The organism is Nocardia caishijiensis NBRC 108228 (assembly GCF_001612825.1).
Taxonomy (GTDB): Bacteria; Actinomycetota; Actinomycetes; order Mycobacteriales; family Mycobacteriaceae; genus Nocardia; species Nocardia caishijiensis.
Genome location: NZ_BDBE01000030.1, coordinates 367,316 through 381,787, shown reverse-complemented (window position 1 = coordinate 381,787; position 14,472 = coordinate 367,316). Strand labels below are relative to the sequence as shown.

Sequence of the window (14,472 nt, the reverse complement as noted above, 5' to 3'; positions counted from 1 at the left end):
ATGGGTACCGCGACGTTGTGGCTGCTGCCCGCGATCCCCCTGGCCGGGGCCGTCGTTCTGCTGGTGCTCGGGCGCCGCGCCGACAAGTGGGGCCATTTCCTCGGTACCGCCGCCGCGCTCGGCTCGTTCGTCGTCGCGGCAGTCGCGTTCGTCGGCATGCTCGGTCGTGCCGACGCCGACCGCGCCCAGCATCTCGACCTGTTCACCTGGGTACCGGTGGCACAGATGCAGGTCGCCTTCGGACTGCAACTCGACCAGCTGTCGATCTGCTTCGCGCTGCTCATCACCGGTGTCGGTTCCTTGATCCACCTCTATTCGATCGGCTACATGAGCCACGATCCGGGCAGGCGTCGCTTCTTCGGCTACCTCAACCTGTTCCTGGCCGCCATGCTGGTGCTCGTCCTGGCCGACAACTTCCTCGTGCTGTACCTCGGCTGGGAAGGTGTGGGTCTGGCGTCGTACCTGCTGATCGGGTTCTGGTACGAGAAGCCTTCCGCCGCAACGGCTGCCAAGAAGGCATTCGTGGTGAACCGAGTCGGTGACATGGGTCTTGCCATCGCCATGATGGTCATGTTCGCGACGTTCGGTTCCTTCGACTTCCGGACCGTGTTCGCCGCCGCACCGGGCGCGAGCGAGGGCACGCTCACCGTGATCGGGTTGATGTTGCTGCTCGCCGCGTGTGGCAAATCCGCGCAGGTGCCACTGCAGTCCTGGCTCGGTGACGCCATGGAGGGCCCCACCCCCGTGTCGGCGCTCATCCACGCCGCGACGATGGTCACCGCGGGTGTGTACCTGATCGCCCGGGCCAACCCGATCTACGACCTCGCCCCCGGGGCGCAGGCCGCGGTGCTCGCCGTCGGCGCGGTGACCTTGCTGTTCGGTGCGATCATCGGCTGCGCCAAGGACGACATCAAGAAGGCGCTCGCCGCCTCGACGATGAGTCAGATCGGCTACATGATCCTGGCTGTCGGCCTCGGCCCCGCCGGTTACGCCTTCGCGATCATGCACCTGCTCACCCACGGCTTCTTCAAAGCCGGATTGTTCCTCGGCGCCGGGTCGGTGATGCACGCGATGAACGACGAGACCGACATGCGCCGCTACGGCGGACTGCGCACCCTGATGCCGATCACCTTCGTCACCTTCGGGCTGGGCTACCTGGCGATCATCGGAGTGCCACCGCTGTCGGGCTTCTTCTCCAAGGACAAGATCATCGAGGCCGCCTTCGATCACGGCGGAGCCGCCGGTGTCCTGCTCGGCGTGGTCACCCTGCTCGGTGCCGGGCTCACCGCGTTCTACATGACCCGCGTCATGCTGATGACGTTCTTCGGTGAACGCCGCTGGCGCCCCGACACCCACCCGCACGAATCACCGGCCGTGATGACCGGTCCGATGATCCTGCTCGCCCTCGGATCCGTCTTCGCCGGTGGGTTGTTCGTGTGGGGATCCTCGCTCGTGCACTGGCTCGAGCCGGTCGTCGGCTCCCATCACGCCGAGCCGGTCGTGCCGCCGATCGTCGTCACCGGGTTGGCGTTGACGGTGGTCGCGATCGGTGTCGCCGTGGCCTACCGCAAGTACGCCGAATCGTCGGTGCCCGAGGTCGCGCCGGAACCGGTCACCGTCCTCACCCGCGCGGCACGCAAGGATCTCTACGGCGACGCTGTCAACGAGGCCGCCTTCGAACGGCCGGGCCGCTACCTGACCCGGGCGCTGGTGTTCCTCGACGCCAAGGGGGTCGACGGGATCGTCAACGGGACGGCCGCCGCCATCGGCGGACTGTCGGCCCGGACCCGGCGCGTCCAAACAGGTTTCGTTCGCTCGTATGCCCTGTCCATGTTCACCGGCGCGGCCCTGGTGGCCGCTGCCCTGCTCGCGGTGAGGTTCTGGTGAACTCGTTTCCCTGGCTGACGACGCTCTGGCTCGCCCCCGCGATCGGCGCCGTCGCGGTGCTCGTGGTGCCCGCAGCCCAGCGCACTCTCGCCCGCTCAATCGCCTTCGCGGTGTCGTTCGGTGTGCTCGTGCTCGCCGTCGTGCTGACCGTGCGGTTCCAGCCCGGCGGTGAGCAGTATCAATTCGTCGAATCCCACGAGTGGATCCCGGCGTTCGGGGTGGGCTACACCCTGGGCCTCGACGGCATCGCCACCGCGCTGGTACTGCTCACCGCACTGCTCGTGCCGCTGCTGATCCTGGCGGGCTGGAACGACGACAGCGGTGACGGTCGCAAGTCCGCCCACCTCTACATGGCGCTGATGCTGCTGGTCGAGTCGATGGTGCTGATCTCGTTCCTCGCCCTCGACATCCTGCTGTTCTACATCTTCTTCGAAGCCATGCTGATCCCGATGTACTTCATCATCGGCGGCTTCGGCACCCGCACCACCGATGCCGCCGTGCGCGCGCAACGATCCCGCGCGGCGGTGAAGTTCCTGCTGTACAACCTGTTCGGTGGACTGATCATGCTCGCCGCGGTGATCGGGCTGTACGTGCTCACCGCCCGCGCCGGACTCGGGCAGGGGTCGGCGGGCACCTTCGATCTGCGGGTCGTGGTCGCGGCCGCCAACAACGGCGAACTCGGCGGCAGCACCGCCGTGCTCAACGCCCTGTTCCTCGGGTTCATGTTCGCCTTCGCGGTGAAGGCGCCGCTGTGGCCGCTGCACACCTGGCTGCCCGACGCCGCGGTGTCGGCCACCCCGTCGAGCGCGGTGCTGATGATGGCGGTGGTCGACAAGGTCGGCACCTTCGGCATGCTGCGCTACTGCCTGCTGCTGTTCCCCCTCGCCTCCGACACCTTCGCCCCGCTGGTCATCACGCTCGCGGTGATCGGTGTGCTCTACGGCGCATTGCTCGCGATCGGGCAGACCGACGTGATGCGCCTGATCGCCTACACCTCCATCTCGCACTTCGGGTTCATCATCCTCGGCATCTTCGCCATGACCTCCCAAGCCCAATCCGGCGCCACGCTCTACATGGTGAACCACGGATTGTCCACGGCCGCATTGTTTCTCATCGCCGGATTCCTCGTCAGCAGGCGCGGCAGCCGGATGATCGCCGACTTCGGCGGCGTGCAGAAGGTCGCCCCCGTGCTGGCGGGCACATTCTTCATCGCGGGCCTGGCGACCCTGTCGCTGCCCGGGCTCGCCCCGTTCGTCAGCGAATTCCTGGTCCTGGTCGGCACGTTCAGCCGCTACGAGGTGGCGGCGGTGGTGGCGACCGGTGCGCTGGTGCTGGCCGCGATCTACGTGCTCTGGCTCTACCAGCGCCTGATGACCGGCCCACTGCACGAGGGCAACGAGCACCTGCGCGACCTGGTGCCGCGTGAACTGGCCGTGGTCGTCCCGCTGCTCGCTGCTCTGCTGGTGCTCGGTCTGTATCCGAAACCGATGCTGGATCTGGTGAATCCCGCGGTGGGACAGACCTTGTCGACCATCGGTAAGCAGGATCCGGCGCCGAAGGTCCCCGCGCCCGAAGCAGCCCCCACCGGCGGACACGAATGAGGACGGACTCCGTGACCATCAACGAGCTCGCGGCACCACTGGCCGCGCCGAGCATCGAATACCACCTGCTCGCACCGATGTTGATCGTGTTCGGCGTCGGTGTCGTCGGTGTATTGGTCGAGGCGTTCGCGCCCCGCTCCTACCGGTACGGCACACACGTCGTGCTCGGCATCGCCGGAGTACTCGCCGCGCTGGTCGCGGTGGTGTCGCTCGCCGGTACCGAGGCAACCGCCGTGGTCGGCGCCGTCGCGATCGACGGTGTCACATTGTTTCTGCAGGGCACCATTCTCGTGATCGGTCTGCTGGGCCTGCTGCTGATCGCCGAACGCGGCGCGGTGCGGCGGGTACGCAGCGGACCCGGCACCTGGAGCCGGGCCGCGGCCGTCCTCGATCGCGGCGTCGACGCGTTCACCCCGCAGGCGTCGTCGGTGCCAGGCAGTGCCGACGAACTCGCCGCCGTGCGGGCGGGTGTGTCGACCACCGAGGTCTTCCCGCTGACCATGCTCGCCCTCGGTGGGCTGCTGCTGTTCCCCGCCTCCAACGATCTGCTCACGATGTTCGTCGCGCTCGAGGTGCTGTCGCTGCCGCTGTATCTGCTGTGCGGGCTGGCCCGGCGCAGGCGATTGCTGTCACAGGAAGCGGCACTGAAGTACTTCCTGCTCGGCGCGTTCTCCTCGGCGTTCTTCCTCTACGGTGTCGCCCTGCTCTACGGGCAGACCGGGACGGTGTCACTGCCCGAAATCGGTGCGGCCCTGGACAAGCAGGGTGACGACGCCACCCTCGCCCTGCTCGGGATCGCCATGCTCGCCGTCGGACTGCTGTTCAAGATCGGTGCGGTGCCGTTCCAGGCGTGGGTGCCCGACGTGTACCAGGGCGCGCCGACCCCGATCACGGCGTTCATGGCGGCGGCTACCAAGATCGCGGCTGTGGGCGCGACCATGCGGGTGCTGATGGTTGGCACCGGTCCGCTCAGCGACGATTGGCGGCCGGTACTCGCCGCCGTCGCGGTGGCGACCATGGTGGTGGGTGTGATCATGGCGATCACCCAGACCGATGTGAAGCGCATGCTGGCCTACTCCTCCATCGCGCACGCCGGTTTCCTGGTGGTCGGCATGACCGCCGCCGATTCCGCCGGTGTGGCGGCGGTGATGTTCTATCTGCTGGCCTACGGGCTCGGGACGGTCGCGGCGTTCGCGGTGGTCGGTCTGGTGCGTGACAGTTCCGGAGACGAGGCGACCGCCCTGCCGCAGTGGGCCGGTCTCGGTAAGCGTTCCCCCTGGCTGGCATCGGTGTTCGCCTTGCTGCTGTTGTCCTTCGCCGGGCTCCCGTTGACCAGCGGGTTCGTCAGCAAGTTCGCGGTGTTCGCCGCCGCTTCCGGTGCCGGTTACGCCTTCCTGGTCGTCATCGGTGTGGTGTGCAGTGCCATCGCGGCGTTCTTCTACGTCCGCGTCATCGTCCTCATGTTCTTCACCGACCCACCCGCCGACGCCCCGACCGTCACCTCCCCGTTCGCGACCGTCCTCGTCGTCGCGTTCGCCGCGGGCGCCACCGTCCTCCTCGGCCTGTTCCCCCAGCCGGTCCTCGACCTGGCAGAACAAGCAGCCCACCTCATCCGTTGAGCACCGGGCAGGGCCCCACCCGCGTGATTCCGGGTGGGGCCCTGTTCGATATCCGACCGCTGATGCGCCAGCTAGATCGACGTCACCATTGCTGCTGTGCCCCTCCGTTGCACGGGTACACCTGCACGCGCCCGTTGAGGGTATGACCGTCGAGGGTCACCGCATCCAGGCACAGACGATCGTTGAGACCGTTGCGCAGGCTATGGCTCGGCCCCACGATCCACCGCTGTTGCGCGCCGCCGTTGCAGGCCCACACCTGGACGCGTCCGGTGAGAGTGCGCCCGTCGAGGGTCACCGCATCGAGACAGAGGCGTTGATCGAGAGCGTTGCGCAGACTGCCGTTGGGTCCGGGAACCCACCGCTGCTGCGCTCCGCCGTTGCACGCCCACACCTGTACCCCTCCCTGGAGCGTGCGTCCGTCGAGCGTCAGCCCATCCAGGCAGACGCGTTCGTTGAGGCCGTTGGGCATCGTCACACCCGCGGCGGCCGTGCTCGCGGGCGCGAAGGCCATCATCGACGCGGCGGCGACAACGGCGCCGCTACCGAGTAGACCCGCGAGTCGGCGAATCGACCGATTGGACCGACCTTCGCCAGTGCGTTCCGCGCCTGCCGACATTGAGTTCTTCACGCGTGTTCCCCTCCACAACGCACCGATGCGATGCGAATTGCCTTGCAGTCGAACCTGTTCGGCTCGATGTGGCGAAACTATCGGGCACCGGATGCTGGAACCTTAATGAACTCTTTCGCCGTGAACGGCCGATCCGAGCGACGTGACAAGCGGTGTACTCGGTCAGCCGCAGAGGCCGCTGGTGAGCCAGGTGCTCATGGTCGTCGTGGTCGGGGTGCCGGTGTAGGAGTAGGTGAAGGCGCGGCCTGTGGTGGTCGCGCCTGCGATGGCGCCGAAGCCGCGGACGTTGCCGGTGTGGCCGATGAAGCGTGTGCCGCACGGGAGTTGGGTGTAGCCGATGCCGAGGCCGTAGGACATGCCATTGCCTTCGCCCATGTCGACCCCGTCGAGCATGTGGCGCAGTTGAGCGGGTGGGACCACCTGGCCGGAGACCAGCGCGAGGTAGAACCGGTTGAGGTCGGCGCCGGTGCTGACCAGGGCGCCCGACGTCCACGGCAGGGACGGCTCCATCAGGGTTTCGTCGACGACGTTTCCGTCGACCGTGGTGTATCCGGACAGATGGGGGCTGCGTAGGCCGGTTTCGCCGGTGGTGGGCAGATAGGTGTGCGACAGGCCGAGGGGGGCGATGATGCGGTCGGTGAGCTCGGCGGAATACGAGCGCCCGGTGACGGCCTCGATCAGCATTCCCGCCACCAGGTAATTGGTGTTGTTGTACTGGAAACGGGCGCCGGGTGCGAACTCGGCGGGCAACCCCAGGATGAACGTCATCTCCTCCTCGGGGGTGAAGGTTCGCCCGAGGACGGCAGCTTGGTGCTCGGTGAGTTCGAACGTACGCGGAAGCGGCAATCCGCTGCGATGACCGAGCAGCTGACGGACGGTGATCGCATTCGCGTCCACACCGTCACCCCGAAGCAGGCCCGGCAGATACCGCTCCACCGGTGCGTCGAGCACCACCAGCCCCTCCTCGACCAACTGCAACACGATCGCCGCCGTGAATGTCTTGGTGATGCTGCCGACCCGCACATGCTGCGCTCGATCGTCAGGGATCGGTGCGCCCTCGACCAGGTCGGTGACACCGGCGGTCACCACCGCCGTCGCACCGTTGTCAGTGATCGTGGCGACGGCACCGACAGCTCCCGAGCCGATCAGTTCGGCGAGGTCGGCTCGGACCGAGTCCAGTCGCGCGGGGGCGACGACCGGCGCGTCGGCAGAGCTCGTGGTGCAACTCGTCAGCAACAGTGCGATGGCGCACATCGGCAGGACCAACCTACGTTTCAGCATGAGGAGACGGTAGAAAGCGCTGGTGCACAGCCACATCGGTCCGCGGTACTGAACCGCCCTCACACTGCGGTACCAGCCGGTGGGTGCGGGGTGTGGTGGCAAGATCCTGCGGCCATCAGCCGACGACCAGACAGAACGGGTGACCGGCCGGATCCAACAGCACCCGCCAGCGGTCGCCGCCCGGCTGGTGGTCCGCCCTGACCGCGCCGATCCCTACCGCGAACTTCTCCGCCGCGTCGAGGTCCTCGACCCCGAGGTCGAGGTGCGACTGCTGCGGCACGTCCTGACCGGGCCACGAGGGGGGCCCGGTAACCGGTGACCCGTTGAAAGCCCAGGTCACAACCCAAACCATCGGTCAGAGCGACGAATTCGTCGGCCTCGTAGCCGAGCCGCATGCCTGTCAGCTCTTGGTAGAACCGGGCAAGAGCCCGGGGATCGGCGCAGTCCAGAGTCACGCCTCGCAGTGTGGCTTTCGGCATCGTCTACTCCTCAGTCCTCGGTGTTCGCGGGCCGCCGCAGATAAGTCATCCAACCGCTCCGTCGTGCGACCGCTCCACTGCTTTCGAGCACCGGACAACTCCAAGTCCCGTCCGCACAAACCCGGGCGCCACGAACCACGCCCCCAGCAGCGACAAACGGCGCCGGATTCAGCGCCACAACCACTCGTCGGTATCGACGGATACGGTAGGCCCCATGAAGGGTACGGGGAGGGTTCTGTTGGACGACGTGGTGAGAATGTCGGTCCCGCAGCGTATGCGCACCTTGGCGTTCGAGGCGCGACGACTGACCGGAAGCGCCGAACTGTCGCGTCTGCTCGGCGAGATCGCCGCGCAGGGCCGCGCGGGGCAGCGGACAGCGATTTCTCTTGCGGTCGTCGGTGGGGAGCGCGATTTCCTACTGGCGCAACTGGATTCGACGGATCAGGAGCTGGCTGGCCGCGCTCTGACGGGGTTGATCCGCCTCGAGGTCGATCCCACGGTGGTAGTCGACCGGCTGCCGGGCGCTTCGCAGCGAACCCGCAAGAGCATCTACCGGGTGCTCGGGCGCGGTGGTCGGTGGGAGATCGCCGATGCGCTGGTCCCCGCTCTCCGGCTCTTGTACGGCGACGCGGAGGCGGCGCGGGTACTGCCGTCGTGCTCGGCCTCGGTGGTCACCGAATGGCTGCCGACCCTCGCGTACGCGGTCACGAACTGGACCACCCTGGCCGACAGGCACATCGGTCCAGTCTTCGATTTCATCGAGACCCGATCGCGTGGTGCGAACCGTGCGGAGTGGGCGGAACTGTGGGCGTGGGCCACCGCCAGCCCGGTGACCGCAGCGCATGAGGGCCCGCACCGATTGCTCGCCTTGGCCACCGCGGCCGTCGAGTTCACGCCGGTGACAAGGTTGAATCCGGTGGCGGGAAAGCTCACTCGCCACGACCCTCGGGCGATGTATCGCCTGATCCTGCACCCGAGCGGAAACGGCCGCGCGCTGGCAGGTCCGTCCCTGTGGCGGGCGATGCGTGTCCTGCCCGACGAGAACCTGCGGCAGGTCTATCTCGGCGTCCGTTCGAAGCGCGACTTCCTGCGGGCGCTCCCCCCGTCGCGGCGCGCCGCGGTCGCCGGAGCCGACCTCGCGCGGCCGGGGGTCGCGCCCGCCTCGGTCGATCTCGCTCTGCTCGACCTGATCCCCGGCCCTGCCCGTGCGCGGATCGCTCGCGAACTGCTGTCCCGTCCCACCGGCACCGACATTCCGGCGGTGAACGACCGGCTCACCGCACGACTCACCTGGGCGGAAGCGAAACCGGCGCTGATCGAGGCGATCCGGCGCCCGACTGCGGACGAACGCGCGATCGCCTACCCGCTACTCGTGACGGCGGCGGTGGGAAGCCGTGACCCGTCGGTGATCACCGAACTGCTCGCCCTGACGACGAGGCTGCGCAACGAACAGGATCCGGTTCGCACCACCGCGCTCCGCGCCATCGCCGATATCCCGATGTCGCTGCTCACCACCGACCATATACCCGGTCTGGAACAACTGGCCACCGACGCGCTGCAAGCGCGCGACCGATCGTGGAACACCTCGAACGCGGTGGGCACGCTCGCGCGCACCTTGCTGCTGCGCGGCAGTATCGCGGCCGAGCCCGCGTTCACCGCGACCGCGCTCAGGATCATGGGCGGGCTCGCCGACCTGTCCGTCGACCCGAATCTGTCCGGATTGCACCGGAACCTGCCCCGCGGTGCCGAACAGCAGATTCTCACCACCTTGCTCCCCCACCTCATGTCCGAGGCGCAGCGGGAACGCTTCGACCTGTGCCTGAGCTTGGCCGACGGACTCGACCATCGAGCCTTCGACCTGCCCGACCTGCAACGGCTGATCCTGCGGGCTTGCTTCGCGACCTCGGATTCCACTGTCCGCCGCGCTGTCCGGCTCGCGCTCGCGGCGCCAGCCACCCGTGACGCCCATCTCGACGAACTGTTCGCTCGCGACCGTTCCCTGATCACGCTGCCGCTGGTCCAGTCGCTGATCGGCGACCGCCGTACCGACCTGCTCGACGCCCTGCTGAACACCAGGACATCGGGCAGATTCCTGTCGGGCAAGGTGGTGTTCGTGCCGATGTTCGTCACCGGATTCCATCGGTGGTCAGCGCACCACGTCGACCGGTACGCGCGACTTCTCTACGACTACGCGCGCGGTCGCACGACCACCGCGTACGAGCGAGCCTCGGCGATCCGCCAACTCGGTCGGTTGCCCGGCAGTGTCGCGCGGTTGACCTGGTTCGTCGACAACGGCGACCTCATCGATGTCGAAGCCGCCCTCACCGCGCTCGGCGCCAGCGACGACCCCGAAGCGGCCATCGGCGTCCTCGCCCGCTACGTGGGCGACGATCGCGCTCGGGTCGCGGTCAGCGGTATCGCCACCTGTGCCAGAGGGATCGCACCGAATCGGGTGTCGAGCACCGTCATGCCGCTGCTCGACTCACCCAAGATCACCGCACGAAAAGAAGCGATCCGGCTCCTCGCCGAGCTGCGGGCTCCTGACGCGTTGCCGATCATCGTCGGACTCGCCACCCGCGCCGACGCACACCGTGACGTGCGGCGCGCCGCCGTGTTCGCCACCCGATTCCTCCTCGACGACGAACGGACATGGGCGCTGCTCGCCGACGCCACGGCCGACGCCGAGGTGGCGGGCGCCGTCCTCGACATCAGGCCTGCCCTGCTGCCGGTTCCGCAGCGGCAACGGTTCGCGGCCTCGGTGCGCGATCTCGCCGCCGTTGACGATCCCCGCGTGGCTGCCGCCGCACTCAGCGCGTTGTGTTCCTGGCAGCGCTGGTGGGCGCCGGGCACGCGCGAGACGATCGTCGACCGGCTCACCGACCTCGCCACGGTCGGCACCTGGACCGCCGCGATGCGCGCATTGCTGACCGCTGCCCGAACCGAGGACGACGCGACGGCGGTGGTCGAGACCGTCCGCAGATTGCGCGGCGCCGAGTTCACTGCCGCCGACCGGGACATCCCTGCGCACCAACGCCTTTCGGCGGTGCTGGACGGCTTCGGGGCGGTCGTCCGCGGTCACCCGACCAGCCCGCGAGTCTTGTCGGCACCCGTCGTCGCCGCCCTGGCCGACGACCCGATCTGGCACGGGAAGGTCATCGAACTCATCATGACGACCATCCGCTGGACCGACCCCACCGGTGTCGTCGCAGCCCTCGAGGGAGCCGCCACGTACGCCACCGGCACCCTCGTCACGCGACCGGCCTACCACCTCGCCCAGCTGATCACTGCCGAACTCGGCACCACCCCGGAGACAACGTTTCACGCGGTCGGCACCGAACTCGCCCGAAGTACGGCGCCTGCCATTGCACTGGCCGCACTCACTGTCATCGACCGCTGCGGAAACAAGTTCGGCTGGTCGGAGAAATGGGCCGCTGGGCTGACAGGATTGCGCACCCATCCCGACCCCGACGTCCGCCGTGCCGCCCACGCCGTCTTCACTGCGCCGGAGTAGGTCAGGAGATGCCATAGGTCCGTCCAGGTCGACCGTCCCTCGTCGACGAGCCGCATCAATACCAGCGCGGCTTAGGCTTGGTCATCGAACCGCACTGGTAGTCGGTCTCGGTGGTCGCGGACGACCGCTACCTTCCAGGCAGTCCCCTTGGGCAATTCGGCGTGCCGCACCGCAGACCTGACCGAGCTGCGGGTGCGGCGCTCACGGCTCGTCGAGCACTTCGCGCAGGCGCGCGGCGAAGGCGACCGGGTCGTCGACGAATCCGACGTGGTCGCCGGGGAACAGAACCGGGTCGAGACCAAGCGCCGAGGCCAGCTGACGGGAGGTGCGGTCACAGAGCTGCCCGGTGGAATCGGTGCCGATACCGACGATGACGCGAGTGGGAACCGAGCGGAGCAGCGGCGGGTCGGGCACCCAGGCGGTGGTGTGGGCCATTTCGTGAGTGAACCAGGAGCGTTCGCTTGCCACCTGCCGCGGATCGCGCTCGCCGCCGAACATCTGCTCGAAGACGGCCTCAGGGATCGGGATATCGGCTTGGGCGAAGAACTTTCGCCACGCGCCGAGCACATCGCCGCCGACGAAGGTCGCGATGACATCGTCGGTGCGGGCGCGCTGAGCGTCGGCGTCGGGCAGCAGTTCGCGCAGTGGTGGTTCGTGGGCGACGACCGTGGTGACCAGGTCGGGGTGATTCTGGGTGAGGGCGAGCGCGGACACCGCGCCGCCGCTGGAACCGAACACCACCGCCGGGCCCGCGTCGAGGTGGGTGATGAGCCGGGCCAGGTCGTCCGCGCGAGCCGCGGCGGTGGAGTCCCGGTCCGGGCTGTTCAGGGGGCTGGCGTGATGGCCACGCGGGTCGGTGGTGAGGACCGTGTTGGTGGTGGCGAGTTGCTCGGCCAGCGGGGCGAACGCGGCCGCGTTCATCGGTGCGCCCGCGAGCACCATCAGCGGCCCCGACCCTCTGACCTCGTAGTACAAACGGGCATCCGGCACCACGAGGGTGCCGGTGGTGACGGCGGAACTGGCGGTCATGAGCCTCTCCCGGATCTCGGCCTACAGGTAGCACCCGTAAAGACGGTGCCCGCCGCCAGAACTCATCGCTGTTCGCGAAAACTTTTTTCGGACCGGGATCTCCGCAGGTCGGCGAACCGAACTCAGTTGTAGGACTTGGCCACCCCGTCCAGCAGATTCTCGAGGGTCTCGTAGGCGGGCACGTCGACCACGTCGATCAGCTCGGCGGGGACCGGCACCGCACGTTCGGCGGCCACCGCGGTGAACTGCGCGTTGTCGCCCGTGCGGAAACCGTGTTCGGCGGCGAGACGGCGCAGTTCGGCGTTCTCGGTCAGCAGTTTGCCGATACGGTCGCCGGTGTCGGTGAGCGGGACGAGCGTGTGGCTCGACAGCACGGTCGGCGTCGGATAGGTGAGGACCATGTCCTGGGTGATCCGTCCCTGCCCCGCCGCCTCGACGAACTGGGCCTCGTAGATGCAGACCATGGGCGTGGGACCCATCCCGTTGGTCAGATACTGGGTGAACGGCCCCTCGCTGCTGTTGTCGGTGTATCCCTGGGCGAGGAACAGTTTCGACAGCGTCGGCAGTACATGCTGTTCGGCCGTGCCGCCGCGCACGATGGTGTGATCGTTGGCGACATAGCTGGCGATCGACAGATACATGGCGGCGGAGTTGGAGCTGCGGGGGTCGGTGGTGGAGACCAGGATGTTCTTGGCCACCGGGTAGGTCGTGTTGCCCGGCAGGTCATCCCACTGCACACCCTGGGCGGTGAGCTCGAGGTAGCGCTGCATGTCGAAGGTCGCGACCGGACCGGGCTTGATGACACCGGCCGCGGTGAGCAGGTCGGCGATCGGCCGGTAGGTGGCGATCGCGATCGGTGAGGAGAACGGCGTGTACTTGGCGGTGACGTTGCGCAGTCGCTGAATGCGTTCGGCGGCGGGCCTGCTCGACGGAAAGGCGAAGTCGAAGTTGTCCAGGTTCACGTCGGTGGCGATCTGACGCGACCCCGCGGGCTGCGCCTCCACACGGATCCCGTTGTCGGCGAGCACCTTCACGACGCGCTCGTCGGCGAAGAACGACATCTTCTCCGATCCGACCACCCCGCGCACCAGGGTGAGCGCGCCGACCGGTTCGTGCACCGGTGCGGCGGTCGAACTGTCGGTACCGCTGGTGAACACCGTCATCCCGGCGGTGACGACGGCCACCGCACCGACCGCACCCACCGACAGCGAAACGAGCTTGCGCCTGCTCATCGACGACGCGGCCGACGTCTCCTCGACGACGACCGGTTCGGCAGGCTGCTCGGCAGCCGCCGTGCGCGCGACGGGTGCGGGTACCCGCACGGTCGGGTCGGAATCGGCGAGTTCGGTGCGCACGATCCGCTCGACCAGAATCGGCACGAATTCCCGGATCGGCTTGCCTTCGAAGCGGGTGTGGGCGGCGCCGACGGCCGAAGTCACCTGCTCCACGGGCACATTGTCCGACAGATCTTCGACCAGGCTTTCGGTCATGCGCCGCATGGCCTGCTTCTCACGTTCGACGGCATCGGCAGCTACGCCGGGGATTACGCGCGACACCACAATTCTCCTGGTCTTACTTCGGGGCTGCGGACGCGGCGCGCGGCGACCTGCGCACGCCGCGGGCCACGCTACCGGCGCGCAGCACAGTTACCCCAGCTGTGAACGGCCCGGCACGCAGAGTTCAGCACCCGCTCCGCTCCCGGCAACGTCATGTTGTCCGGATGTTCGTCCATCGCCGCGAAAAGTGCACTGCGGGTGCGTGATTGGGCCTCAACGCTCGGCGACCGCCTGAGTGCTCATCGTCGAGGCGGGCCCGGTGTCGTTGCGCGTGGCCCGCACGATACCGGCGGCGAGCAGGTCCAGCGCGCCGATCACGATCAGCCCGGCACCGGACATCGTCGCCAGGCCGGTGACGGTCCTGAACGTCACGGCGATGACCGTGATCCCGATCGCGAGGGTCCCGAGCCCGCAGAGCTCGGCCACCCAGCTGTCGGCCCGGTCGTCGTCCCACACCGCGACGAGTGCGAGCACGATTCCCCGCACTGTCCACCCGAGCCCGATCCACAGTGCGAGCAGTTCGATGTTGCCGCCCGAGAACGCCAGGCCCGCGAGCACGAAGGTGAGCACAGCACTCACCAGAACGAGCACCCGGAGCAGGAACCCGAGCCGCGCCCACAACGCCAGGAAGCCTTGGACCAGCGCACTGATCAGCAAGGCGACCCCGAAAACGACCGCGAGGGTGGCTTCGTCGCGCTCGGGCCACAGCAGGATCGCCACTCCGAGCACGAACGACGCCCCGCCCGCGATCATCATCGCCTGCCGGGTCCCCCCGCTGTGCTGCCCCTCCCCGTCGGTCAAGGACATACGTTCCACCCTATGCCCGATCCGGCCGGGTGCGCCTCAACCAGTGTGGTGTGGCGTCGCCTACCGGCGCGCGT

General features: G+C 68.0%; 9 protein-coding genes and 1 pseudogene. 4 read left to right on the top strand and 6 right to left on the bottom strand.

Going from position 1 to position 14,472, the window contains the following annotated elements; genetic code table 11:
- Genes nuoL through nuoN form a run of 3 tightly spaced genes read left to right on the top strand, consistent with a single transcriptional unit; the run spans position 1 to position 5,107 of the window.
- Positions 1 to 1,887, top strand: a complete 1,887-nt coding sequence (nuoL, locus tag NC7_RS15015; protein ID WP_067983406.1) for an NADH-quinone oxidoreductase subunit L — start codon at positions 1 to 3, stop codon at positions 1,885 to 1,887.
- On the top strand, positions 1,884 to 3,488 hold the full coding sequence (locus NC7_RS15010; RefSeq protein ID WP_067983404.1) for an NADH-quinone oxidoreductase subunit M: 1,605 nt from the start codon (positions 1,884 to 1,886) through the stop codon (positions 3,486 to 3,488). Before nuoL ends, NC7_RS15010 begins: the two co-directional genes overlap by 4 nt.
- 11 nt (positions 3,489 to 3,499) lie before the next feature.
- Positions 3,500 to 5,107: an NADH-quinone oxidoreductase subunit NuoN gene (gene nuoN, locus NC7_RS15005; protein ID WP_255285056.1), complete on the top strand. Its 1,608-nt coding sequence runs from the start codon at positions 3,500 to 3,502 to the stop codon at positions 5,105 to 5,107.
- An 82-nt stretch (positions 5,108 to 5,189) separates the two neighbouring features.
- Here nuoN and NC7_RS15000 read toward each other — a convergent pair whose 3' ends face one another.
- The 3 genes and pseudogenes from NC7_RS15000 to NC7_RS14990 all read right to left on the bottom strand — a co-directional run bounded on the left by NC7_RS15000 (position 5,190) and on the right by NC7_RS14990 (position 7,495).
- The gene (locus tag NC7_RS15000; protein ID WP_157102013.1) at positions 5,190 to 5,735 is read right to left on the bottom strand and encodes a ricin-type beta-trefoil lectin domain protein; all 546 of its coding nucleotides are present in this window, start codon (positions 5,733 to 5,735) and stop codon (positions 5,190 to 5,192) included.
- 162 nt (positions 5,736 to 5,897) lie between these two features.
- Positions 5,898 to 7,016 (bottom strand): serine hydrolase domain-containing protein, encoded by a 1,119-nt coding sequence (locus NC7_RS14995; RefSeq protein WP_067983398.1) that lies wholly within the window; start codon positions 7,014 to 7,016, stop codon positions 5,898 to 5,900.
- A gap of 115 nt (positions 7,017 to 7,131) precedes the next feature.
- Positions 7,132 to 7,495, bottom strand: a pseudogene (locus tag NC7_RS14990) (VOC family protein).
- A gap of 214 nt (positions 7,496 to 7,709) precedes the next feature.
- Between NC7_RS14990 and NC7_RS14985 the strand changes: the two are divergent.
- Complete coding sequence (locus NC7_RS14985; RefSeq protein ID WP_067983395.1) at positions 7,710 to 11,006, top strand: HEAT repeat domain-containing protein; 3,297 nt, start codon at positions 7,710 to 7,712, stop codon at positions 11,004 to 11,006.
- Between the two features lie 201 nt (positions 11,007 to 11,207).
- On the opposite strand, the gene NC7_RS14980 is transcribed toward NC7_RS14985, so the two are convergent.
- The 3 genes from NC7_RS14980 to NC7_RS14970 form a co-directional block, all read right to left on the bottom strand.
- Entirely contained in the window at positions 11,208 to 12,035 is an 828-nt protein-coding gene (locus NC7_RS14980; RefSeq protein WP_067983393.1) for an alpha/beta fold hydrolase, read from the bottom strand.
- Between the two features lie 122 nt (positions 12,036 to 12,157).
- Positions 12,158 to 13,591 (bottom strand): three-helix bundle dimerization domain-containing protein, encoded by a 1,434-nt coding sequence (locus NC7_RS14975; RefSeq protein WP_236573452.1) that lies wholly within the window; start codon positions 13,589 to 13,591, stop codon positions 12,158 to 12,160.
- 213 nt (positions 13,592 to 13,804) lie between these two features.
- Positions 13,805 to 14,398, bottom strand: coding sequence for a DUF308 domain-containing protein (locus tag NC7_RS14970; protein ID WP_067983391.1), 594 nt, complete (start codon positions 14,396 to 14,398; stop codon positions 13,805 to 13,807).
- Between the last annotated feature and the right edge of the window lie 74 nt (positions 14,399 to 14,472).

Bases quoted from the DNA above. Each gene is read 5' to 3' on its own strand.
- nuoL (WP_067983406.1), top strand. From the start codon at position 1: ATGGGTACCGCGACGTTGTGGCTGCTGCCCGCGATCCCCCTGGCCGGG.
- NC7_RS14995 (WP_067983398.1), bottom strand. From the start codon at position 7,016: ATGCTGAAACGTAGGTTGGTCCTGCCGATGTGCGCCATCGCACTGTTG.
- NC7_RS14985 (WP_067983395.1), top strand. From the start codon at position 7,710: ATGAAGGGTACGGGGAGGGTTCTGTTGGACGACGTGGTGAGAATGTCG.
- NC7_RS14980 (WP_067983393.1), bottom strand. From the start codon at position 12,035: ATGACCGCCAGTTCCGCCGTCACCACCGGCACCCTCGTGGTGCCGGAT.
- NC7_RS14970 (WP_067983391.1), bottom strand. From the start codon at position 14,398: ATGTCCTTGACCGACGGGGAGGGGCAGCACAGCGGGGGGACCCGGCAG.